Annotated in this window: 19 protein-coding genes; 7 read left to right on the top strand and 12 right to left on the bottom strand. The window is 34.5% G+C overall.

Annotated features, from left to right (window positions below; all coding sequences use genetic code 11):
* Positions 1-91: 91 nt before the first annotated feature.
* The 10 genes from HQN62_RS11915 to pckA form a co-directional block, all read right to left on the bottom strand.
* Entirely contained in the window at positions 92-1,744 is a 1,653-nt protein-coding gene (locus tag HQN62_RS11915) for a M1 family metallopeptidase (protein ID WP_173504511.1), read from the bottom strand.
* Between the two features lie 154 nt (positions 1,745-1,898).
* Positions 1,899-2,498, bottom strand: a complete 600-nt coding sequence (gene hisIE / locus HQN62_RS11910; RefSeq protein WP_173504510.1) for a bifunctional phosphoribosyl-AMP cyclohydrolase/phosphoribosyl-ATP diphosphatase HisIE — start codon at positions 2,496-2,498, stop codon at positions 1,899-1,901.
* A 35-nt stretch (positions 2,499-2,533) separates the two neighbouring features.
* Positions 2,534-3,289: an imidazole glycerol phosphate synthase subunit HisF gene (gene hisF, locus HQN62_RS11905; RefSeq protein WP_173504509.1), complete on the bottom strand. Its 756-nt coding sequence runs from the start codon at positions 3,287-3,289 to the stop codon at positions 2,534-2,536.
* 100 nt (positions 3,290-3,389) lie between these two features.
* Positions 3,390-4,112 carry a 1-(5-phosphoribosyl)-5-[(5-phosphoribosylamino)methylideneamino]imidazole-4-carboxamide isomerase gene (gene hisA, locus HQN62_RS11900; protein ID WP_173504508.1) on the bottom strand — a complete coding sequence of 241 codons (723 nt, stop codon included), beginning with the start codon at positions 4,110-4,112 and terminating at the stop codon, positions 3,390-3,392.
* 7 nt (positions 4,113-4,119) lie between these two features.
* Positions 4,120-4,707 carry an imidazole glycerol phosphate synthase subunit HisH gene (gene hisH / locus HQN62_RS11895; RefSeq protein ID WP_173504507.1) on the bottom strand — a complete coding sequence of 196 codons (588 nt, stop codon included), beginning with the start codon at positions 4,705-4,707 and terminating at the stop codon, positions 4,120-4,122.
* Between the two features lie 81 nt (positions 4,708-4,788).
* On the bottom strand, positions 4,789-5,925 hold the full coding sequence (gene hisB / locus HQN62_RS11890; RefSeq protein WP_173504506.1) for a bifunctional histidinol-phosphatase/imidazoleglycerol-phosphate dehydratase HisB: 1,137 nt from the start codon (positions 5,923-5,925) through the stop codon (positions 4,789-4,791).
* 4 nt (positions 5,926-5,929) lie between these two features.
* On the bottom strand, positions 5,930-6,976 hold the full coding sequence (gene hisC, locus HQN62_RS11885) for a histidinol-phosphate transaminase (RefSeq protein ID WP_173504505.1): 1,047 nt from the start codon (positions 6,974-6,976) through the stop codon (positions 5,930-5,932).
* Between the two features lie 104 nt (positions 6,977-7,080).
* Positions 7,081-8,364: a histidinol dehydrogenase gene (gene hisD, locus HQN62_RS11880; protein ID WP_173504504.1), complete on the bottom strand. Its 1,284-nt coding sequence runs from the start codon at positions 8,362-8,364 to the stop codon at positions 7,081-7,083.
* 67 nt (positions 8,365-8,431) lie between these two features.
* A complete protein-coding gene (gene hisG, locus HQN62_RS11875) occupies positions 8,432-9,289 on the bottom strand; it encodes an ATP phosphoribosyltransferase (RefSeq protein WP_116798132.1) in 858 nt (285 codons plus the stop codon).
* A gap of 434 nt (positions 9,290-9,723) precedes the next feature.
* Entirely contained in the window at positions 9,724-11,343 is a 1,620-nt protein-coding gene (gene pckA, locus HQN62_RS11870) for a phosphoenolpyruvate carboxykinase (ATP) (RefSeq protein WP_116798133.1), read from the bottom strand.
* A 285-nt stretch (positions 11,344-11,628) separates the two neighbouring features.
* Here pckA and HQN62_RS11865 point away from each other — a divergent pair, with 285 nt between their 5' ends.
* Positions 11,629-13,329: a putative transporter gene (locus HQN62_RS11865; RefSeq protein WP_116798134.1), complete on the top strand. Its 1,701-nt coding sequence runs from the start codon at positions 11,629-11,631 to the stop codon at positions 13,327-13,329.
* Between the two features lie 250 nt (positions 13,330-13,579).
* Here the strand turns inward: HQN62_RS11865 and HQN62_RS11860 are convergent, their stop codons facing one another.
* Positions 13,580-15,556 carry an alpha-ketoacid dehydrogenase subunit alpha/beta gene (locus tag HQN62_RS11860; protein ID WP_173504503.1) on the bottom strand — a complete coding sequence of 659 codons (1,977 nt, stop codon included), beginning with the start codon at positions 15,554-15,556 and terminating at the stop codon, positions 13,580-13,582.
* A gap of 172 nt (positions 15,557-15,728) precedes the next feature.
* Here HQN62_RS11860 and HQN62_RS11855 point away from each other — a divergent pair, with 172 nt between their 5' ends.
* From HQN62_RS11855 to HQN62_RS11830, 6 genes are all read left to right on the top strand, one after another.
* Positions 15,729-16,679, top strand: coding sequence for an isopenicillin N synthase family dioxygenase (locus HQN62_RS11855; RefSeq protein WP_173504502.1), 951 nt, complete (start codon positions 15,729-15,731; stop codon positions 16,677-16,679).
* An 85-nt stretch (positions 16,680-16,764) separates the two neighbouring features.
* A complete protein-coding gene (locus HQN62_RS11850) occupies positions 16,765-17,094 on the top strand; it encodes a translation initiation factor (RefSeq protein WP_173504501.1) in 330 nt (109 codons plus the stop codon).
* 121 nt (positions 17,095-17,215) lie between these two features.
* Positions 17,216-18,088, top strand: coding sequence for a nucleoside phosphorylase (locus HQN62_RS11845; RefSeq protein WP_173504500.1), 873 nt, complete (start codon positions 17,216-17,218; stop codon positions 18,086-18,088).
* Positions 18,089-18,091: 3 nt separating this feature from the next.
* Positions 18,092-18,562 (top strand): DUF4265 domain-containing protein, encoded by a 471-nt coding sequence (locus HQN62_RS11840; protein WP_173504499.1) that lies wholly within the window; start codon positions 18,092-18,094, stop codon positions 18,560-18,562.
* Positions 18,563-18,638: 76 nt separating this feature from the next.
* Positions 18,639-19,763 (top strand): SDR family oxidoreductase, encoded by a 1,125-nt coding sequence (locus tag HQN62_RS11835; RefSeq protein ID WP_173504498.1) that lies wholly within the window; start codon positions 18,639-18,641, stop codon positions 19,761-19,763.
* Between the two features lie 172 nt (positions 19,764-19,935).
* Entirely contained in the window at positions 19,936-20,868 is a 933-nt protein-coding gene (locus HQN62_RS11830) for a transglutaminase-like domain-containing protein (RefSeq protein ID WP_116798141.1), read from the top strand.
* A 177-nt stretch (positions 20,869-21,045) separates the two neighbouring features.
* Here HQN62_RS11830 and ung read toward each other — a convergent pair whose 3' ends face one another.
* Positions 21,046-21,717 carry a uracil-DNA glycosylase gene (gene ung, locus HQN62_RS11825; protein ID WP_173504497.1) on the bottom strand — a complete coding sequence of 224 codons (672 nt, stop codon included), beginning with the start codon at positions 21,715-21,717 and terminating at the stop codon, positions 21,046-21,048.
* Between the last annotated feature and the right edge of the window lie 157 nt (positions 21,718-21,874).

Here is a 21,874-nt window from a genome sequence, read left to right as displayed (position 1 = left end):
TCTTAATTAGATTCAGTTGTAAAACAAAAAAATTTTAATACAAAAAGACCACTAATTGCTGGTCTTTTTGTATTAAAAAAAGTAATATCAATTAATTAGCATTCTTAGAGAAAACATAGAAATCTTTATTTATTTCTACTTTTTCAATTTTGGAAGAATTTGTAAATTCACTCCAGTCTGCCTTTGGGTTCAAAGTAACTTCTGTTCCGCTTAGGGCAACTTTCACAGGCATATTAAAACCAGTTACAATATTTGTCCAACGATATTTTAAAGTGTTGTCTTGAAAAGTATATTCTAAGGTTGGAATTCTAATGTCTCTCAAGTATTGATTAAAGAACGGATTTAAATCCATGCCAACTTGCTGGCTTAAATAATCTTCAATTTGTTTAGTAGTTACCGTTTGATGGTAAAAAGTACTGTTCAAACCTCTCAAAATATTTCTCCATTTTTCGTCATTATTTACCAATTGGCGCATTGTATTGAGCATATTGGCGCCTTTATAGTACATATCGCCAGAACCTTCATTGTTTACGTCATAATGACCAATGATAGGTTTGTCGTTTTGAATGTTTTTTCGAATACCTCTTACGTATTCACCTCCAGCTTCTTTTCCATAATAATATTCTAAGAATAGACTTTCAGAATAGCAAGTAAAGCTTTCGTGAATCCACATATCGGCAATGTCTTTGTAGGTAATGTTGTTCGCAAACCATTCGTGTCCTGATTCGTGTACAATAATAAAATCAAATTTTAATCCCCAACCAGTTCCACTCAAATCGCGTCCCAAATAGCCATTCTGATAACCATTTCCATAAGTTACGCAACTTTGGTGTTCCATTCCCAAGTAAGGAGCTTCCACTAGTTTGTAGCTGTCTTCATAGAACGGATAAGGACCAAACCAATGTTCAAAAGCTTTTAACATTCTAGGAACATCTTTGAATTGTTCTTTGGCTTTTGCCAAATTATCTTTTAAAACATAATAAGTGCAATCTAAATCACCTTTTTCACCTTTGTATTTCTCTGAAAAAGTCACGTAATCACCAATATTGATATTTACTCCATAATTGTTGATCGGATTTTTGACCACCCAAGTATAGGTTTTGGTACCGTCTTTTAATGTTTTTACATTTTCCAAACGACCATTAGAAACATCGGTTAATTTTCCGGGAACATTCACACTAATTTTCATTCCTTCAACCTCATCATACATATGGTCTTTGTTTGGCCACCAAACACTTGCTCCCAATCCTTGACAGGAAGAAGCAATAAAATTGTTCCCATTTTTGTCTTTTTTCCAAGTTAATCCGCCGTCCCATGGTGGTCTAACAGCTACTTTTGGTTTGCCGTGATAAAAAATCTTTATTTCTTTTATGGCACCCGTATTTTGCGCAGAAGCTAATGTTATGAAAAAGGCATTACCTTCTCTTTTGTATTTTAATGCTGTACCGTCTTGTGTAATTTTGGTAATTTCCATTGGAGTTTGCAAATCAATTTGCATTACGTTATAAGGCTGTAAAACTTTATATTGAATGGTGTTAGAACCTGTAATTGTGCTGTCTGCAGGATTTACTTTTACATCTAAGAAATAACGTTTTACATCCCACCAAGCTCTTTCTTTGGTGATACTACCTCTTAAAGAATCTTGTCTTGTAAAGGCAACTTCAGGCTTGCCAAGAAGTCCTTGGGCTTGTATTCCATTAGAGATTAAAAATGAAATTAATAATAGCTTAAGATATTTTTTCATGTATTTGATAAATTTTTACCAAAACTACACACTTTTTTTATTTTTTAGAACCAAAAAAAAGCCCAAAAGCAATTAATTTTGCAATCGGGCTTTATAACTTAATTATTTTAAAATTTAAAGTTTCAGTACAATGTTTAAAACTGAAAACTGATTTTTACTTCTGACGGCTTTTCAAAACATCAACCACGTCATTCAATTGAAAACCTTTGGCTTGTAGTAAAATTAAATAATGAAAAAGTAAATCAGCACTTTCACTCAAGAATAAATCATCGTTATCATCTTTGGCTTCAATTACCACTTCTATAGCTTCCTCTCCAACTTTTTGGGCAATTTTGTTGATTCCCAATTTGAATAAGGAAGCTACATAGCTTTTCTCGGAATCGGCATTTTCTCTTCTAGTTTTGATGGTGTTTTCTAGACTGGAAATAAAACCATAATCTTGCTTGTTTTCGGTTGCCCAGCAAGTATCAGTTCCTTTGTGGCAAGTTGGACCCACAGGCTGTACTTGAATTAACAGCGTATCGTTATCACAGTCGTTTTTGATATCAACCAAATTTAAGAAGTTACCGCTTTCTTCACCTTTTGTCCAAAGCCTTTGCTTAGAACGGCTGTAGAAAGTCACCTTTTGGGTATCAATTGTTCTTTGGCAGGCTTCGGCATTCATATAACCCAACATCAAAACATTTTTGGTTTCACTGTCTTGTATGATAGCAGGAATTAGCCCGTGTGCGCTTTTTGAAAAATCTATGTCCATATTCAATTTTAGATTTTAGATTTAGGATTTTCGATTTATATCCTAACTTCTATATTGTTATTTTTAAGTTGTTTTTTCAATGCTTTGATTTCTATTTCCTTAAAATGAAATACGCTTGCCGCCAATGCTGCATCCGCTTTTCCTTCAATAAAGGTATCTACAAAATGTTGCATATTTCCCGCTCCACCTGAGGCAATTATCGGGATATTGACCAATTGAGATAATTTGGCCAAAGCTTCATTAGCAAATCCATTTTTAGTTCCATCGTGATTCATTGAGGTAAAAAGAATTTCTCCAGCTCCCCTTTGTTCTACTTCTTTTGCCCAATCAAATAATTTTATTTCTGTGGGGACTTTTCCTCCAACTAAATGTACAATCCATTCTCCGTCAATTTGTTTGGCATCTATGGCGACAACCACACATTGGCTTCCGAATTTTTGTGCCAAATCATTGATCAACTGCGGATTTTTTACCGCCGATGAATTAATGGAAACTTTATCCGCACCATTTTGAAGCAAAACTTCCACGTCTTCCACTGCTGAAATTCCACCACCAACTGTAAATGGAATATTGATGGTAGCCGCTACTTTGCGAACCAAATCCACCAAAGTTCTTCTTCGCTCTTCGGTTGCCGAAATATCCAGGAAAACCAATTCATCAGCACCTTCATCCGAATAGATTTTGGCTAATTCCACAGGATCTCCGGCATCACGCAAATCTACGAAATTAACGCCTTTTACAGTTCTTCCGTTTTTAATGTCGAGACAGGGTATTATTCTTTTTGTTAACATTTTTTATAATTGTTACACAGAGATTCGCAAAGGTTTCGCAGAGATACACAAAAATCTTGGTGAATTTTTGTGTCTTCTTTGTGCTTCTTTGCGGAATAATCTATTTTATTATATAATTTTCCAATTGTTTCAACGAAATTCTACCTTCGTAAATGGCTTTTCCAATGATAGTTCCTTCGCAACCCAATTCGGCAAGTTTAGGCAATTCATCAAATGTTGAAATTCCTCCTGATGCAATTAATTTAATACCTTTTGCTTCCGCTAAAATTTTGGCATATAAATCAAAACTTGGTCCTTCCAGCATTCCGTCTTTGGCAATATCGGTACAAATTACATACTGAATTCCTTTCTTTTGATAATCTTGGATAAACGGAACCAAATCTTCATTTGAATCTTCCAACCATCCTGAAACGGCTACTTTTTCATTGTTAGCGTCAGCTCCCAAAATAATTTTGTCCGAACCATATTCTGCAATCCATTTCTCGAAAATGGTTCTGTTTTTTACGGCGATACTCCCACCTGTGATTTGGTTTGCACCAGATTCAAAAGCTATCTTCAAATCAGAATCGGCTTTAAGACCACCACCAAAATCAATTTTCAATTTGGTTTGCGAGGCGATTTGTTCCAATATTTTATAATTGACGATTTTGCTAGATTTTGCGCCATCCAAGTCAACTAAATGCAAATATTCAATTCCGTGAGCTTCAAATGATTTGGCTACTTCAAGCGGATTTTCATTGTATATGATTTTGGTATTGTAATCGCCTTTGGATAAGCGAACACATTTTCCTTCTATGATGTCTATTGCGGGGATTATTCGCATAATTTGTTTAAAGTTTAAGGTTTAAAAAGTTGTTTAAAATGCGCTCACCAACATCACCGCTTTTCTCAGGGTGAAATTGCGTTCCGTAGAAATTATCATTCTCTAAAGCTGAAGAATATTCCAAGTCGTAATCAGTAGTTGCGATAGTTTCTTTGCAAATTGGCGCATAAAAACTATGTACCAGATACATATATTCGTTTTCCGCAATTCCTTTGAATAAATCTGATTTTAGGTTGTAAATGTTGTTCCAACCCATTTGCGGCACTTTCACTTTTGAAGAAAACTTCACTACATCCACATCAAAAATTCCCAATCCTTCGGTATTTCCTTCTTCAGAAGAATTACACATCAATTGCATACCCAAACAAATTCCGAATACGGGTTGTTTTAGCGTTGGAATTAAAGTGTCTAAACCACTTTCTTTAAGCATTTTCATCGCATAACTCGCCTCTCCTACTCCAGGAAAAATTACTTTGTCAGCAGACTTAATTTCTTCCATATCGTTGCTTAAAACTGCTTTGAATCCCAATCTTTCGATAGCAAACATAATGCTTTGAATGTTTCCTGCTCCGTAATTTATGATTACTATTTTCATTTATATTAGTCTTAAAGTCAAAAGTCAAAAGTCCTAATGTCGCTTTACTTTCGACTTTAAGACATTCGACTTTATGACTTATTACAACATTCCCTTCGTGCTCGGCAAAATCATCTTTTCTGTATCGCGTTTTACGGCTACTTTTATCGCTTTCGCAAAAGCTTTAAAGATGGCTTCAATTTTGTGATGTTCGTTGGTTCCTTCGGCCTTGATGTTAATATTGGCTTTGGCACCATCCGAGAAAGATTTGAAGAAATGATAAAACATCTCTGTTGGCATTTTACCTACCATTTCACGCTTGAATTCGGTTTCCCAAACCAACCAGTTTCTGCCTCCAAAATCAATCGCTACTTGCGACAAGCAATCGTCCATTGGCAAACAGAAGCCGTAACGCTCAATCCCTAATTTGTTTCCTAATGCTTTGGCAAAAACCTCTCCAAGCGCAATGGCTGTATCTTCAATTGTGTGGTGTTCATCAACTTCGAGGTCGCCTTTTACCAAGATTTCTAAATCCATTTGTCCGTGACGGGCAATTTGATCTAACATGTGGTCAAAAAAAGCTATTCCAGTTTCGATTTTGCTTTTTCCTGTTCCGTCCAAGTTCAAGTTGATGTAAATATCGGTTTCATTAGTCTTTCTTGTAATCGATGCGGAACGCGCTTCAAGTTTCAAAAACTCATAAATAGCTTTCCAATCCGTAGATTGTAATACAATAACCTCGTCTAGTTCTTCTTTTTTACTTGAAATTTCTGCTACTCCTAAATCATCTTCTGATTTCATAAAAATAGCTTTAGCCCCTAAGTTTTTAGCCAATTCTACATCGGTAATTCGATCGCCTAAGACAAATGAATTGGCTAAATCATATTCGGGGTTATCAATGTACTTAGTTAACATTCCAGTTCTTGGCTTGCGGGTTGGTGCATTGTCTTCAGGAAAAGAACGATCCACAAAAATATCATCAAAAAGAACGCCTTCGTTTTCAAAAGCTCTCAAGATAAAGTTTTGCGTAGGCCAAAAGGTGTCTTCAGGAAAACTGTCGGTTCCTAATCCATCCTGGTTGGTAACCATAACCAATTCATAATCCATTTCTTTGGCTATTTTCGCCAAATACTGAAATGCTTTTGGATAAAATTCCAATTTTTCCAAGCTGTCTAATTGATAATTTTCAGGTTCTAAAACAATGGTTCCATCACGATCTATAAAAAGTATTTTTTTCATTTTGTTAAGCTTTTAATGCTTCAATTAATTTTTTATTTTCTTCTTCTGTTCCAATAGTCAAACGCAAACAATTATCACATAATGGCTGAGTTGTTCTATTACGGATTACGATTCCTTTAGCAATCAAATCATTGTATCTTTTATTGGCGTCGTCCACTTTTATCAAAATGAAATTAGCTTCAGTCGGATATATTTTTTCAACGTATTTTATATCAAGTAATACTTTAAGTAATTCTTGTCTTTCCTTTATAATTGCTGTAATTTCAGATTTTATAGCTGCAGTATTATCTAATCTTTCTAAAGCTCTTCTTTGAGTTAATTCATTGACATTATAAGGCGGCTTTATTTTGTTTAAAACCGAGATTATTTCTGTGGAAGCATAACAAATTCCCAATCGGATTCCGGCTAAGCCATACGCTTTTGAAAGTGTCTGCGTGATAATCAAATTAGGGTATTGGTCTATTTTTTGTAACCAACTTTCTTTTTCAGAAAAATCGATATACGCTTCGTCAATAACGATCAAACCATTAAAGTGTTCCAATAAAGTTGTTATGCTTTCTTCTGAAAAAGAATTCCCAGTTGGGTTATTCGGCGAACACAAAAAGATCATTTTAGTATTGTCGTCAATTGCCTTAAATATTTTTTCAATTTGAGGCTGAAAATCGGTTGTAAGCAATACCTCTCTATTTTCTACTGCATTTATATTAGCCAAAACGCCGTACATTCCGTAAGTAGGTGGTAACGTAATCACATTGTCCACTTTTGGTTCACAAAACGCTCTAAAAATCAAATCCAGTACCTCATCACTGCCATTTCCTAACAGCATTTGGTTCGGATTTACTTTATTTTGCTTTGCTAATATGCTTTTTACAGAAGCTTGTTGCGGATCAGGATAACGATTTACCCCATTATTGAACGGATTTTCATTGGCATCCAAAAAAACCATATCAGCCGTGTCAAAATCCTCAAATTCATCTCTTGCTGACGAATAAGGCTTTAAAACCTTGACGTTGTCACGAACTAAACTATCTAAATTAAAACTATTTGTCATTTTTTTTATTTTTTTAGACGAAAGAAGAAAGATGCCAGATTAAAGACTCGATCTTCAATTGCTCAATTTTATTCTTCTTATAGTCTTGCTTCTTGTCTCTTTTTCTATTCTAAACTCTTCAATCGTAAAGTAACTGCATTTTTGTGGGCTTGTAGTCCTTCGGCTTCTGCCATAATTTCAATCGCCGAACCAATGTTTTGTATTCCTTTTTCAGAAATTTTTTGGAAAGTCATCGATTTGGTGAAACTGTCAAGGTTTACTCCGCTGTAATTTTTGGCGTAACCGTTCGTAGGCAAGGTATGATTCGTTCCTGATGCGTAATCTCCCGCACTTTCTGGAGTATAGTTTCCAATGAAAACAGAACCTGCATTAGCAATGTTATCTATATAGAAAGCTTCGTCTTTGGTACAAATAATAAAATGCTCCGGTCCGTATTCATTGATTAATTCCAAAGCAATGGTATCATTTTCTACAAAAATCAATTTTGAATTGGCAATGGCTTTTTCAGCAATAGCTTTTCGGGGTAGAACGTCCATTTGAGATTGGATTTCCGTTTCAACGGCATCAATCAATTCTTTTGAAGTAGAAACTAAAATCACTTGGCTGTCTGTTCCGTGTTCAGCTTGCGATAGTAAATCGGAAGCAACAAAAGCAGGAATAGCGGTATCATCAGCGACAATCAACAGTTCTGATGGACCTGCAGGCATATCGATAGCAACTCCAAACTGGGTAGCTAATTGTTTGGCAACAGTTACAAATTGGTTTCCGGGACCAAATATTTTATACACTTTTGGAATGCTTACAGTTCCAAAAGTCATTCCCGCAATGGCCTGAATTCCTCCTACTTTCAGAATTTTGGTCACGCCACATAAATAAGCGGCATATAAAATGGCTGGATTGATGTTTCCATTTTTATCTGGAGGAGAACACAATACGATTTCGCTGCAACCTGCAAGATTAGCGGGTACTGCCAACATCAATACAGTTGAAAATAAAGGAGCTGTTCCGCCTGGAATGTATAAGCCGATTTTTTGGATTGGTCTTTTTTCTTGCCAGCAATTCACACCTTCGATGGTTTCCACTACTATGCGATTTGTTTTTTGTGCAGCGTGGAATTTTTCAATATTTGATTTTGCCAATTGAATGGCTTCTTTTAACTCTTTTGAAATAGTTGCGATTGCAGTTGCTATTTCGGTTTGTGAAACTTCTAAATCAGGAACTGAAACACCATCAAAAAGCGATGTATATTTTGCAACAGCAAAATCCCCTTTTGACTGTACTTCCTTGAAAATTCCTTTTACAGTTGCTTCAATATCATCAACTGTTTTGGTTGGTCTTTCTAAAATTGCTGACCAAGTTTCTGGTTTTGGATTGTATATTTTATTCATTTTTTTAGCTACTAAGTTTCTAAGATGCTGAGCTTTTAAGTTTAGATTTCTTTAGGTGATTAACGGATTAAAGTACCATTTTCTCAATTGGACAAACTAAAATTCCTTCCGCACCAACTTCTTTCAATTGATCAATTACTTCCCAAAAGGTGTCTTTGTCGATTACTGAGTGAACACTACTCCATCCTTCTTGCGCCAAAGGCAAAACAGTTAAGCTTCGTAATACCGGAAGGATTTTCCCAACTGCATCAATTTTGTCATTTGGGATATTCATCAGAATGTATTTTGATTTTCTTGCTCTTAATACTGATTCGATTCTGAATTTTAACGTGTCTATTATTTTTTGAGATTCAGGACTTACTTTTGGGGAAACTGCTAATACCGCTTCACTTTTAAAAATAACTTCAACTTCTTTTAAATTATTTTTGAATAAAGTACTTCCACTGGATACAATATCTACAATTGCATCAGCCAAACCTATATTTGGTGCAATTTCTACCGAACCGGATATTTGGTGAATATCAACAGTTATTCCTTTAGAGCTAAAGAAATCAATTACAGTGTTTGGATAAGAAGTTGCTATTCGCATCCCTTCTAAATCTTTTACTGATTTATAATTAAAAGTTTTAGGCACTGCCACAGAAACTTTACATTTTGAAAAGCCTAATTTTTGAATTACTTCAATATTTTTTCCTTTTTCAACCAATAAATTATCTCCAACAATAGCAATGTCAACTACTCCATCGATTAAATATTGAGGGATATCTGAATTTCGTAAATATAAAACCTCTAAAGGGAAATTTGATGCTTCTGCTTTTAATTGATCTATTCCATTATCGATTGAAATACCCGCGTCTTTAAGGATTTGGATGCTTTCTTCGTTTAAACGTCCTGATTTTTGAATTGCAATTTTAAGTGTACTCATTTGTAGTTTTTTAGTTTTTAGTTTAAATTAATGCTTGAGTACAAAGAATAGGTAATAAAAAACCCGTTTGATGTACTCAAACGGGTTTAGATTATTGTGATTTACACGCATACCATTAACACATCGCTTGAGAGCAATTATGAGAATGATGATGATGTAATTGAATTGATAACATAACTTTATAAAATTAGATAACTCTTTGTTTCTTTTGCAAATATAGAGGATAAATCAGTTACAATCCAATTTTTATTTTAACGTTTCAATAATTATTTGTTAAATTAAAAAATACGAATTGAATGAGTTTATTAAATTATTACAAAACGAATTAATCTTGGGTAATATTTTTACTTTTAAATATAAAACACCTACCAATACTGTTTTTTACGCATTATCAATAGGTGTTTAACCAACCCTAAATAATTATTAGTAAGCTACTAATTTAAAACTGCTTCCAAAGAAGGTCCCGCAGCGACTAAACGTTTTCCTTCTTCAGTATCTGTGTATTGTTCGAAATTTTTTATGTAACGCTCTGATAAATCTTTTGCTTTACTTTCCCATTCCTCGGCATTTTTATAAGTATCTCTTGGATCAAGGATTCCTTCGCTAACATTTGTTAATGCGGTTGGGATAGTCAAGTTCAAGTATGGAATTGTTTTTGTGTCTGCAGAATCGATTTCACCGCTGATGATGGCATCAATGATAGCTCTTGTGTTTTTAAGAGATATTCTTTTTCCTGTTCCGTTCCAACCTGTGTTTACCAAATATGCTTTTGCTCCGTGTTCTTTCATTTTTCCAATTAATGTTTTAGAATACATTGTTGGGTGTAATGTTAAGAAAGCTTCACCAAATGCTGGAGAGAAAGAAGGTTCTGGTGCAGTAATTCCTCTTTCAGTTCCTGCTAATTTAGAAGTATATCCACACAAGAAGTGATATTGGGCTTGATCTTCATCTAAGATAGATACTGGAGGCAATACTCCAAAGGCATCAGCAGAAAGATAAATGATTTTGCTTGCGTGTCCAGCTTTTGATGGTAATACAATTTTGTTGATATGGTAAATAGGATATGAAACTCTAGAGTTTTCAGTGATTGAATGGTCAGAGTAATCAATTTCTCCGTACTCGTCAACGATTACGTTTTCCAATAATGCATCTCTTTTGATAGCTCTCCAGATGTCTGGCTCATTTTCTTCGGATAAGTCAATTACTTTAGCATAACAACCACCTTCGTAATTAAACACTCCATTGTTATCCCATCCGTGCTCATCATCACCAATTAAATATCTTTTTGGATCGGCAGAAAGTGTAGTTTTTCCGGTTCCAGAAAGCCCGAAGAATACTGCAACATCTCCTTTTTCGCCAACGTTTGCAGAGCAGTGCATTGAAGCCATTCCTTTTAAAGGTAAGTAGTAGTTCATCATAGAGAACATTCCTTTTTTCATTTCACCACCATACCAAGTTCCTCCAATAATTTGAATTTTTTCAGTAAGATTAAATACAACGAAATTTTCAGAGTTTAATCCTTGTTCTCTCCAATTAGGATTTACCGTTTTTGACCCGTTCATTACAATGAAATCTGGTTGTCCAAAGTTTTCCAATTCATAAATTGAAGGTCTTATAAACATATTAGTTACAAAGTGTGCTTGCCAAGCCACTTCCACTACGAAACGGACTTTTAGTCTTGTGTCTGGATTTGTCCCGCAAAAGGCATCCACTACATATAATTTTGGAGATGTTGAAAGTTGTTTTAGAACTAGTCCTTTCAACTCATCATAAATTCCTTGAGTTGTAGGGAAATTTACTTTATCATCCCAGTAAATGGTGTCTTTTGAAACGGAGTCTTTAACAATGTATCTGTCTTTAGGAGAACGCCCGGTAAAAACTCCTGTTTTTACTGCAACCGCACCTGTATCAGTTAAAGCACCTTTTTCATATCCTTTTCTTTTATTAGAAACTTCTGCTTTGAATAGTTCTTCATAAGAAGGGTTGTATACAACTTCATGGTATCCTGTGATTCCTAAATTGTGTAATTCCTGAATAATTTTGATGTTTTTCATGGTTTTCTATTTATGTAATTTGATGTGTTAATTTCTTTATCAAAAGTACTCCAGTTATTAAAGAAAAAAACTGATTTTTATCATGTTTGTCAAAAAAATATACGCAAACGTTTTCGCTTTTGCGTTGTTTTACAAGGAGTTAGAAAGTATTTTTTTAAGTGATACTAATTTTTGTTAACGAGTTGATTCTTAGTATTAAAGTAAGTCAAAACTGATTTTTATCATATTAATATAACAAAATTATTAATTTATTTACATCATTATTCACAACTAAAATATAATATTATGTTTGATTGGTTTAAAATATTGTTTACCCCGACTGAGACCCCGGAGATGACGCAGTCTTTAATTGTATTGTTCATGGCAATAAGTGTTGGTTTTTTTGCAGGAAAACTCAAAATAGGCAGTGTTTCGCTTGGGGTATCCGCGGTAATGTTTGTAGGTCTTTATTTAGGTCATTTAGGCTTTAGCATGGATGCTGAATTAATTCAATTCGTACGGGAATTTGGATTGATACTGTTCGTTTATGGTATTGGTATTCAAGTTGGCCCCAGTTTTTTTTCTTCGTTTAAAAAAGAAGGGTTAATTTTTAATGCTTTGGGGGTTGGAACCGTTTTTTTGGGTGGAATTATTGCTTATTTAATTCATTTGTTAGCCAATGTTAAAATTGAAAATGCTGTTGGATTAATGTCAGGTTCAGTAACAAACACTCCAGGATTAGGGGCTGCCAAATCGACTTTGATTGAAATTCAAAAACAATTGAACCTTCCTTCTGATCACTTTTCGGATCCCGCCATTGCGTATGCGATCACGTATCCAATTGGAGTTTTTGGGATTATCGTAATTATAATTTTAGCCAAAAATTTTTTAAAAATTGATTTGTCGAATGAAGTTATTTTACTTAATAAAAAAAATAAAGACTCTGAAAATAAAATAGTTCGCCAAAAATGCAGAGTTACACAGCCTAATGTAGTAGGAAAAACAATCCGACAAATATTTAAAGAATACCACATTGACGACGTAATTATTTCGAGACAAAAACAAAGCGGAACCAAGGAAGTGTTTTCTCCTGCATTAGATTCTATAATAAAAGAGAAAGACGTTTTGATGGTAGTTGCGAAACAAAAAGATATTAATAAGTTTATTGATACTGTTGGAAAAGTATCAACGGATTTATTTATTGAATCTGAAGATGATGTTACAACCAAAATCCTTAGTGTAACTAAAAAAACAGCTACTCATAAAACATTGGCACAATTGGATTTATACAATCAATTTGGGTTAAAAGTTACTCGTGTAGTTCGTTCTGGATTAGAAATTTTAGCACAGCCTACATTGGAACTTTATTATGGAGATACTTTATTGGTAGTCGGCAGTAAAGAAGCAATTCAAGAAGCTGAAAATATTATAGGAAATTCAAAAAAAATACTTTTAGAACCTGATTTTCTTTCTCTTTTTGGAGGATTGATTTTTGGAGTTATTATTGGATCTATTCCTATTATGATTCCATCTTTGCCTGTTCCCCTAAAATTGGGATTGGCTGCGGGACCTCTTTTGGCCGCTTTATTTATAAGTCGTTATGGTGGCGTTGGTGTAATTCATTCGTATATCAATAATGGTGCAATTCATTTCATGAAAGATTTCGGTATTTGTTTATTCTTTGCAGCTGTTGGAATTAAAGCGGGTCATGGTTTTTATGATAATTTTATAGCAAATGATGGATGGATGTGGATATACTATGGTTGCTACATTACTTTTATACCTTTGACACTTTTGGTATTAATCAGCCGATTTGTGTTCAAGCTTAATTTTTATCAAATGGTGGGTATCATGAGCGGCTCTTATACCGATCCAGCTGCATTGGCTTTTAGTACCAAATATTTAGATTCTGATATACCTAATCAATCATATGCTACTGTTTATCCGTTAGTAACTATCAGCAGGATATTAGTGGCACAGTTGCTTATTCTTCTGTTTGCGAGTTGATGAATTTTGTGTTTATTTCAACCAAAAGAGGTTGTCTATATCTATTTAGACAACCTCTTTTTTATGAGTCTTTGGTAAAGATGAAATTCCAATAAATTTTGTTATGAAAACTGGATTGCGAGAGGGATAGAAGCTAGCTACCAAAGTAGCGCGAATAGCCCGACCCCATTATGGCTAGTGGGCGAATGAGCGATATGAAAAGTAGCCCACTTGCCATAATGGGGTCTCGCCCTAATGCTTTTTTTTAAAATTAATACTCCAAAAGAGCTTTTAATTCCGTTTCGAATCGGCCTTTCGGCAAATACTGATCTTCTAGTGCTTTTGTAAACGGAATTGGTGAATCCAAACTCGCTACGCGTTTTACAGGAGCATCCAAGTATTCGAAACAATTTTCCATAATCAAAGCCGAAATATCGCTGGCAACACCACCAAACATAGAATCTTCTTGATAAATAATCACTTTTCCTGTCTTTTTAACCGAGGTGTAAATCGCTTCGGTATCCAAAGGTTGAAGTGTTCTTAAATCCAATACATCTGCCTTTATTTCAGGGTTTTTGTCCAATGTTTCCAATGCCCAATGGACTGCAGCTCCAAAAGAGATGATAGTAACATCATTTCCTTCTTTTAATAAAGCGGCTTTCCCTAATGGAATGGTGTAATAATCTTTAGGAACGTCTTGGGACAAACTTCTGTATAATTGTTTGTGTTCGAAGAAAAGCACTGGATTTGGGTCGTTGATTGAAGCATTGAGCAAACCTTTGACATCATAGGGAAAGGCTGGGTAAACGACTTTTAAACCTGGAGTTTTGGTAAACCAGGCTTCATTGGTTTGGGAATGAAAAGGTCCCGCCTGAGTTCCGCCTCCACAAGGCATTCTAACAACCACATCGGCTTTTTCCAACCAGCGGTAATGTGATTTGGCCAGTAAATTTACGATTGGATTAAATCCTGTGGATACAAAGTCGGCAAATTGCATTTCGACAATCGCTTTATATCCATTAATGGACAATCCCATTGCGGTTGAAACTACGGCGCTTTCGCAAATAGGCGTATTACGAACGCGGTCTTTGCCAAATTGTGCCACAAAGCCATCAGTTATTTTGAAAGCACCGCCATATTCTGCAATATCTTGTCCCATTATAACCGATTTTTCATGTCGTTCCATAGATTGTAGTAAACTAATGGAAATTGCATCTATAAATCGAATATTTTCTACTTCTGTATTCGGATGGAACTCTTCATGGACATAGGGTTGATAAACATCATTTAATTCTCCTTCGTAAGTAGGAACTATTTCTGGTTCGGCATTGGCCATAGCCCAACTTTCATCGATATCTTTTTTGATTTCGTGTTGTATTTCGTCATCATGTTCTTTGGTAAGAATATTATTTTGGTACAAATAACTTCTGTAATTGTCTACAGGGTCTTTTGCAGCCCATAAATCCATTAATTCCTGAGGAACATATTTAGTGCCACTCGCCTCTTCATGGCCTCGCATTCTGAATGTTTTGAATTCCAATAAAATTGGACGTGGATTTTCAACCATCGAAGCTTTTAATTCGGTCAACAAATTAAAAACTTCCAATATGTTATTTCCGTCAACAATGTGGCTTTCTATTCCGTAGCCTATTCCTTTGTCGGCAAGGTTTTCGCAACGGTATTGTTCGTTGGTTGGAGTAGATAATCCGTATCCATTATTTTCAATTATAAATAGAACTGGTAAATCCCAAACTGCAGCAATATTCAAGGCTTCATGAAAATCTCCTTCACTTGTTGCTCCTTCACCGGTGAAAACTGCTGTTACTTTTCCGTTTTTCTGTAATTTATTGGCTAATGCTATTCCATCGGCAACGCCTAGTTGAGGCCCCAGATGCGAAATCATTCCTATAATTTTATAAAGCTGTGTTCCAAAGTGAAAACTTCGGTCTCTACCTTTGGTAAAACCATTGGCTTTGCCTTGCCATTGAGAAAATAAACGATGCAATGGAATATCTCTTCCTGTAAATACTCCTAAGTTCCGGTGCATTGGTAAAATATATTCATCTGTATCTAAAGCAGCTGTAATACCGACAGAAATGGCTTCCTGTCCTATACCGGAAAACCATTTGGACACTTTTCCCTGTCTGATGAGGATTAACATTTTTTCTTCTACCAGTCTCGGTTTCAGAATTCTTTTATATAGATCTAGTAAGGTGTCGTTAGATAGATTTTTTTTATCAAAATTCATTTTTAGTAGTATTTGTTGCTATATCTCAAAGATAAATAAATATAACAGTTTAATTTAAAATTGTTATATTATTTTGAAATGTCAATAATTTTTAAAATAACTTATCTGTTTTATTTTTTATCTTTGTGCTTTAGAAGTTTAAAACTTCTAAAGTATTAAATACAGACATAATATGCAAAACATTCCTAGTGTTGACTTGCGTGATTTCCTTTCGGACGACCCGAAACGTAAACAAAAATTTGTAAATGAAATCGGAAGTGCATTCGAAGATATAGGCTTCGTAGCGCTCAAAGGGCATTTTTTAAACGATCAATTAGTTGATGAGTTGTATGGCGAAATCAGGAATTTCTTTTCGTTGCCATTAGAGACAAAAAACAGCTATGAGATTCCTGGAATTGGTGGACAAAGAGGTTATGTTTCTTTTGGAAAAGAACATGCCAAAGGCCGTAAAGAAGGGGATTTGAAAGAGTTTTGGCATTTTGGACAGTATGTGGATAAAGGTTCCAAATATGCTTCAGAATACCCAGAAAATGTTGAGGTAAAAGAATTACCCCGTTTTAATGTTGTAGGTAAAGAAGCTTATCAAATGCTTGAAAAAACAGGTGTTTATGTATTGAGAGCTTTGGCATTGCATCTTGGATTGGATGAATTTTATTTTGACGAATATGCCAAAGACGGGAATTCAATCCTAAGACCAATTCACTACCCTCCTATTACATCCGAACCAGAGAATGCCATACGTGCAGCAGCTCATGGTGACATCAACTTGATTACTCTGTTGATGGGAGCTCAAGGGAAAGGGTTGCAAGTTCAAAACCATAATGGTGATTGGATTGATGCCGTTGCAGAACCAGATGAATTGGTAATTAATGTAGGTGATATGTTATCCCGTCATACCAATAACAAGTTAAAATCTACGATTCATCAAGTGGTTAATCCACCAAGAGAATTATGGGGAACTTCGCGTTATTCTATTCCGTTTTTTATGCACCCAGTGAGTGATATGAAATTGGATTGCTTAGAGAACTGCATTGATGCTGAAAACCCTAAAAAATTCGAGGATATTACTGCGGGAGACTATTTGTACGAGCGCCTAGTTGACTTAGGTTTAATTAAGAAATAAAAAATAAAATTCAAAAACCAAAATTCCAAATTCCAATGATACACTTTTTGGAATTTGGAATTTGGTTTTTTATAATTTGAAAAACATGGATTTAAAAGACCAATTGAAGAATCTTTTTCCAGACCACGAAATGGCTCCCGAGGAGGCAGTTGAAAAAGAAGCACATGAATTATATGTTCAAAAAGAGCCTATGATTTGCAAATTCGAAAAAAGAAAAGGAAAAGCGACCACTATAATTGAAGGTTACGAAGGAACTGACGAAGATTTTAAAATACTGGCCAAAGAAATCAAAACCAAATTGAGTGTTGGTGGTACTTTTAAAGATGATTCTATTATCATTCAAGGTGATTATCGTGATAAAATAATGACTATTTTAAAAGAAAAAGGTTTTAAAGTAAAACGCGTTGGAGGATAGGAAAAGTTTAAAATGGTTTAAAGTTTAAGGTTTAAAGTTGTTATAATATTAAACAATGTTAAAACTTAAACAATTTAAACTTTTAAACAACATTAAACTTTAAACAATTCAAACTAAAATAATGGCTATTCAACAATCCGAATTAATACTCAATCCTGACGGGAGTGTGTATCATCTTAATTTGAAACCCGAACATATCGCTCACGATATTATTTTTGTGGGGGATCAAGATCGAGTGGCAAAAATTACCAAACATTTTGATTCTATTGAATTTTCTACTCAAAAAAGAGAATTCAAAACTCAAACAGGGACTTACAAAGGCAAACGCTTAACGGTGATGTCTACCGGAATTGGTCCAGATAATATTGATATTGTTATCAATGAACTGGATGCATTGGTTAATATAGATTTGGAAACCAGAAAACCAAAAGAAAAGCTAACATCTTTAAACATAATCCGAATAGGAACTTCGGGTTCTTTGCATGCGGATATTCCTGTGGATAGTTTTGTGATGGCCCAATTTGGTTTGGGACTAGACAATATGCTCCGCTCCTATTTGGTTGATACTGTTTCAAATGTTGAAATGGAAAATGCATTTGTTGAACACACCAATTGGGACTTGCGAAAAGGAAAACCTGTTGTTATTCCTTGTTCTTCGGTATTGGAAAAAAGAATAGAAAGTGACAAAATGCACAAAGGAATCACAGCAACTGCAGGTGGTTTTTATGGCCCGCAAGGACGTATTTTGCGTTTGAATATTCAAGATTCAACATTAAATTCCAAAATGGATAATTTCCTTTTTGAAGGAACCAGAATTACCAACCTCGAAATGGAAACTTCAGCCATTTATGGACTTTCCGCTCTTTTAGGGCATCATGCGTTGTCATTAAATGCGATTATTGCTAACCGTGCCAACGGAACTTTTAGCAGCGATCCATATAAAGCCGTAGATGAATTGATTGAATATACATTGGGGAAATTAGCAGAGAAATAAAAGATGACAGAAACTCACGCAAAAATTTTATTTAGATATCATAGTGATATTTTAGACGAAGAAGTGGTTGAAACCCTGTGGTCGGAAATAATTGATTCGGAAAAAGGAATTTATAAATTAGATAATATTCCATTCTATGGTCCACTCATTGCAACAGATGATATTTTTTATGCTAAATATGATGAGATCGAAGAAACAGTCGTTTATAAAGAAACAATTGAAATTTCAGGAAATTCTATAATTCAGGTTGTAATTTTAAAAGACAGTTTTGATAAGGAAATTATTAGAGAAAAACTCAAAGTAATGAATTGTTTATCAGAAGGGTTTAATGAAAAGTATTTTGTTGTAGAAATTAAAGAGGATATTGATTATTCAGTAGTGAAACATTTTTTAAATGAATATTTAGAATTAGAAATATTAGATTTTGCTGAACCTTGTTTGTCTAAAAAACACAGTGACGATTTATTAAAATAAGCCTCCTTGAAGTATTCTTTTTAAACTTCCTCATTCTTTATTTTAGAACTATCTTTGCATTTTGAAAAATAAACCAATGAAAATAATACTTACTGGAGCAACGGGAGTTTTGGGATCGCATATTATGTATGATATTCTGGAGCTTTTTATCAAACAAAACAATAACGGAAAACTTTTTATTATTGCCAGAAACAAAGGGAAAGTTAGCGCCATTAATCGTGTTAATGAACTTTTGACAAGTGATTACACTCCTCAGGTTTTACGAAAAAGCGGTTTGGAAAAACTACATGAATATATTGAAATTATAGATTCGGATTTAGCGAATCTTCAGGATACTTTTTCCGAAAAAATAAAAGGAGCATACTTTATCCACTCCGCAGGTTACGTTAATTTGTCTACGGACGAGAATCTAAAAGAGAAAATTTTTGACGAAAATGCCAAAATAACCAAATCGCTTTTCAAGACTTTCCATCCTTTTATCAAGAAGTTCATTTACATCGGAACTGCGTTTTCATCCGGAATCCGAAAAGGTTTGATTGATAATGATTTCCATAATTTGGATTTTAAACCAGAGCATCGAAATGCGTATGAGGATGCCAAATTTCATTCTGAGAATTTCATAGCCAAAGAATGCAAAAGGTTGGGATTGCCTTTTCAAATTTTGAGACCAAGTGTCATTGGAGGTAAAATGTTGGGAACCGAAAGCCCTTATTTCATTCCAAAATACATGGTTTTTTATCTTTTGGCCAAGTTTTTTCACTTTACTTCGCAGCGAAAAGGAGAACAGGAAAACGTTCGTTTTATAATCAATGAAGAGACGGGTTTAAATATTATACCAGTCGATTACGTGGCCAAAGTCATTGTGAACACTTTCGAACGTGACGACATTGAACAATTGAATATCGTAAACGACAAAAGCTTCAATATTGTGAAAGGTTTACAGTTGATTATGAAAGAAGTGGGGTACACTAATTTTACTTTAATCAAAAACCCCCTTGATTTCAAATACAAAAACACCATCGAAAAACTGTATTACGAAAGTATTGGTAAGCATTTAAAACCTTATTTTATTACCAATCCCAACGAATACGACACCACTTTACTGAATTCGATTCTTGAAATCCCAAAATTGGATAATGAGGCGTTTACCAATATGATTCGCTATGCCATTTTGAATGATTTTAAGGATATTAATGTTTAAGTAAGTAGCTGAGATACTAAGTTTCTAAGCACGTAAGACTCTTAGAAACTTAGTACCTCAGTAACTTAGCAACTTTGTAAAAACTTAGTAACTAAAAAAAAACTTAGTTACTTAGAAACTTAGTATCTTAGTAACTTAAAAAAAGCAATCCAAGTCCCTACTTTTGGGTATTATGATACAACTTAACAAAACGAATTTTCATTTAGTAAAGTCCAAGTTTCAGTTGAAAAAACCTTGGGATAGTTTTGTTATCTTTCTTTTAAGTATTCTTATTACAATTCCTTTATTTATAGTACTTCACCAAAATTTAATTGATCCACATTGGTATTTTAATTTGGATCGAATACTGCTTTTTATTCTTGTTTTGGTAATTGTTCACCTTGCTTTATACTCATTAAGGACTATAATTATTATTTGTTTGGCGCTCTATTTTTTGGCACTCATTTATGGTAGCTTATTCGGAAATTTTAGTTTCAATTCCGTTTTTGACGATTACAATGCGATGCTGTACACCATGAATAATAATCCATTTCCACAGGATATTATTGTCGCCAAATTGCTACCGTTTCCCAATAAGGATGAAATTTTAAAAGCAATAGAATACGAGAATCCAAAGGTGAGAAACTTTGCCATAATGGCAACAACAAAGCATTTTAAGAAAGTTCGGGGCTATCCTGATTACAGGAACTTAATCCAGTGTTTTGCCGTTTTCAAAGAAATCAATAGTCGATGGAATTATGTAAATGATCCCAAAAATGGAGATTATATTGCAACAGCCCATGAATCATTGCTTTATTTTTCGGGTGATTGTGATGATCATTCCATTTTGATGGCCGCTGCCATTAGATCTATTGGAGGAACACCAAGGCTGATTCATACTAAAGGTCACATCTATCCCGAAATTTTAATCGGAAGCATGAAGGATCTTGAAAAAGCAAATTATCTTATCAAAAATGTATTATTTGTGCAGGAAAGTCGCAATAAACAGATTAATTACCACATCGATGAACGCAATCAAGTATGGTTAAATCTCGATTATACGGCAAAATATCCTGGAGGTCCCTTTCTGTCCGAAGAAATATTGGGGGCGTTGACATTGGAATAAAATAAAAATATTTTGGGAGTGTCACCATAAAGAAAAGAGGCCTAATCTTCGTTGTGGTGATTAGGCCTCTTTCCTTTATGCTGTCGGGCTATCCGCGCTACTTCGGTAGCTAGCTTTTATCCCTCACTCGTGACCAAGATATTTAGTGTAATTAAGACATTTTGTTTTTAATTGAAATTACAGCCAAATAATCTTCCCTAAATTATTCTTCTCCAAATACAAATTCGTCTGACTAAAATGTTTATTTCCAAACCATTTTCCCTGATTGGCACTCATGGGCGAAGGATGCCCCGATTCTAGAACCAAATGCTTTTCCCTGTTAATTTTTGCTCCTTTTTTGTGTGCAAAGCTTCCCCATAACATAAAAACTACATTTTCTTTTTCCTCTGATATTTTTTGAATAACAGCATCCGTAAAAAGATTCCACTTGAGATGTTTATGGCTGTTTGGATTGTCTTTTCTCACGGTTAAGGATGCGTTCAGTAATAAAACACCTTGCTTGGCCCAAGATTCTAGATTCCCTGATGTAGGCATGAAAATAGAATCCAAATCGGTATTGATTTCCCTGAAAATATTACGCAATGAAGGCGGAATTCGCACCGAATCATTTACCGAAAAGGACAAACCGTTTGCTTCCCCGTCGCCATGATACGGATCTTGGCCGATAATGACCACTTTTATATTTTCAAAAAAACAATTATTGAAAGCCGAAAAAATCAGCTCTTTTGGAGGAAAACAAACCGAATTTTGATATTCTTGTTCAACGATATCCATCAATTCGCGGAAATATGGTTTCTCTATCTCATCTGATAAAATAGTTTGCCAGGAAGGTATTAAGTTGAGGTTCATATTCAAAAGTTATTTCGCAAAGATACACTAAGATTTTAATGAGAATCGTTTAAAAATGAAAACAAAAGTGCTAACTGGAATCAATTCTACGTGATTTTTGCACTGCGAATCTCTGCGAAATAACGCTATGTTTCTTTATTAAATAAGCTTATTTTTG

This window comes from Flavobacterium sp. M31R6, assembly GCF_013284035.1.
GTDB lineage: Bacteria > Bacteroidota > Bacteroidia > Flavobacteriales > Flavobacteriaceae > Flavobacterium.
The sequence above is the reverse complement of the archived record's forward strand: the minus strand, read 5'-3'. Positions and strand labels throughout refer to the sequence as shown.

Bases quoted from the DNA above. Each gene is read 5' to 3' on its own strand.
- HQN62_RS11915 (WP_173504511.1), bottom strand. From the start codon at position 1,744: ATGAAAAAATATCTTAAGCTATTATTAATTTCATTTTTAATCTCTAAT.
- hisIE (WP_173504510.1), bottom strand. From the start codon at position 2,498: ATGGACATAGATTTTTCAAAAAGCGCACACGGGCTAATTCCTGCTATC.
- hisF (WP_173504509.1), bottom strand. From the start codon at position 3,289: ATGTTAACAAAAAGAATAATACCCTGTCTCGACATTAAAAACGGAAGA.
- hisA (WP_173504508.1), bottom strand. From the start codon at position 4,112: ATGCGAATAATCCCCGCAATAGACATCATAGAAGGAAAATGTGTTCGC.
- hisH (WP_173504507.1), bottom strand. From the start codon at position 4,707: ATGAAAATAGTAATCATAAATTACGGAGCAGGAAACATTCAAAGCATT.
- hisB (WP_173504506.1), bottom strand. From the start codon at position 5,925: ATGAAAAAAATACTTTTTATAGATCGTGATGGAACCATTGTTTTAGAA.
- hisC (WP_173504505.1), bottom strand. From the start codon at position 6,976: ATGACAAATAGTTTTAATTTAGATAGTTTAGTTCGTGACAACGTCAAG.
- hisD (WP_173504504.1), bottom strand. From the start codon at position 8,364: ATGAATAAAATATACAATCCAAAACCAGAAACTTGGTCAGCAATTTTA.
- hisG (WP_116798132.1), bottom strand. From the start codon at position 9,289: ATGAGTACACTTAAAATTGCAATTCAAAAATCAGGACGTTTAAACGAA.
- pckA (WP_116798133.1), bottom strand. From the start codon at position 11,343: ATGAAAAACATCAAAATTATTCAGGAATTACACAATTTAGGAATCACA.
- HQN62_RS11865 (WP_116798134.1), top strand. From the start codon at position 11,629: ATGTTTGATTGGTTTAAAATATTGTTTACCCCGACTGAGACCCCGGAG.
- HQN62_RS11860 (WP_173504503.1), bottom strand. From the start codon at position 15,556: ATGAATTTTGATAAAAAAAATCTATCTAACGACACCTTACTAGATCTA.
- HQN62_RS11855 (WP_173504502.1), top strand. From the start codon at position 15,729: ATGCAAAACATTCCTAGTGTTGACTTGCGTGATTTCCTTTCGGACGAC.
- HQN62_RS11850 (WP_173504501.1), top strand. From the start codon at position 16,765: ATGGATTTAAAAGACCAATTGAAGAATCTTTTTCCAGACCACGAAATG.
- HQN62_RS11845 (WP_173504500.1), top strand. From the start codon at position 17,216: ATGGCTATTCAACAATCCGAATTAATACTCAATCCTGACGGGAGTGTG.
- HQN62_RS11840 (WP_173504499.1), top strand. From the start codon at position 18,092: ATGACAGAAACTCACGCAAAAATTTTATTTAGATATCATAGTGATATT.
- HQN62_RS11835 (WP_173504498.1), top strand. From the start codon at position 18,639: ATGAAAATAATACTTACTGGAGCAACGGGAGTTTTGGGATCGCATATT.
- HQN62_RS11830 (WP_116798141.1), top strand. From the start codon at position 19,936: ATGATACAACTTAACAAAACGAATTTTCATTTAGTAAAGTCCAAGTTT.
- ung (WP_173504497.1), bottom strand. From the start codon at position 21,717: ATGAACCTCAACTTAATACCTTCCTGGCAAACTATTTTATCAGATGAG.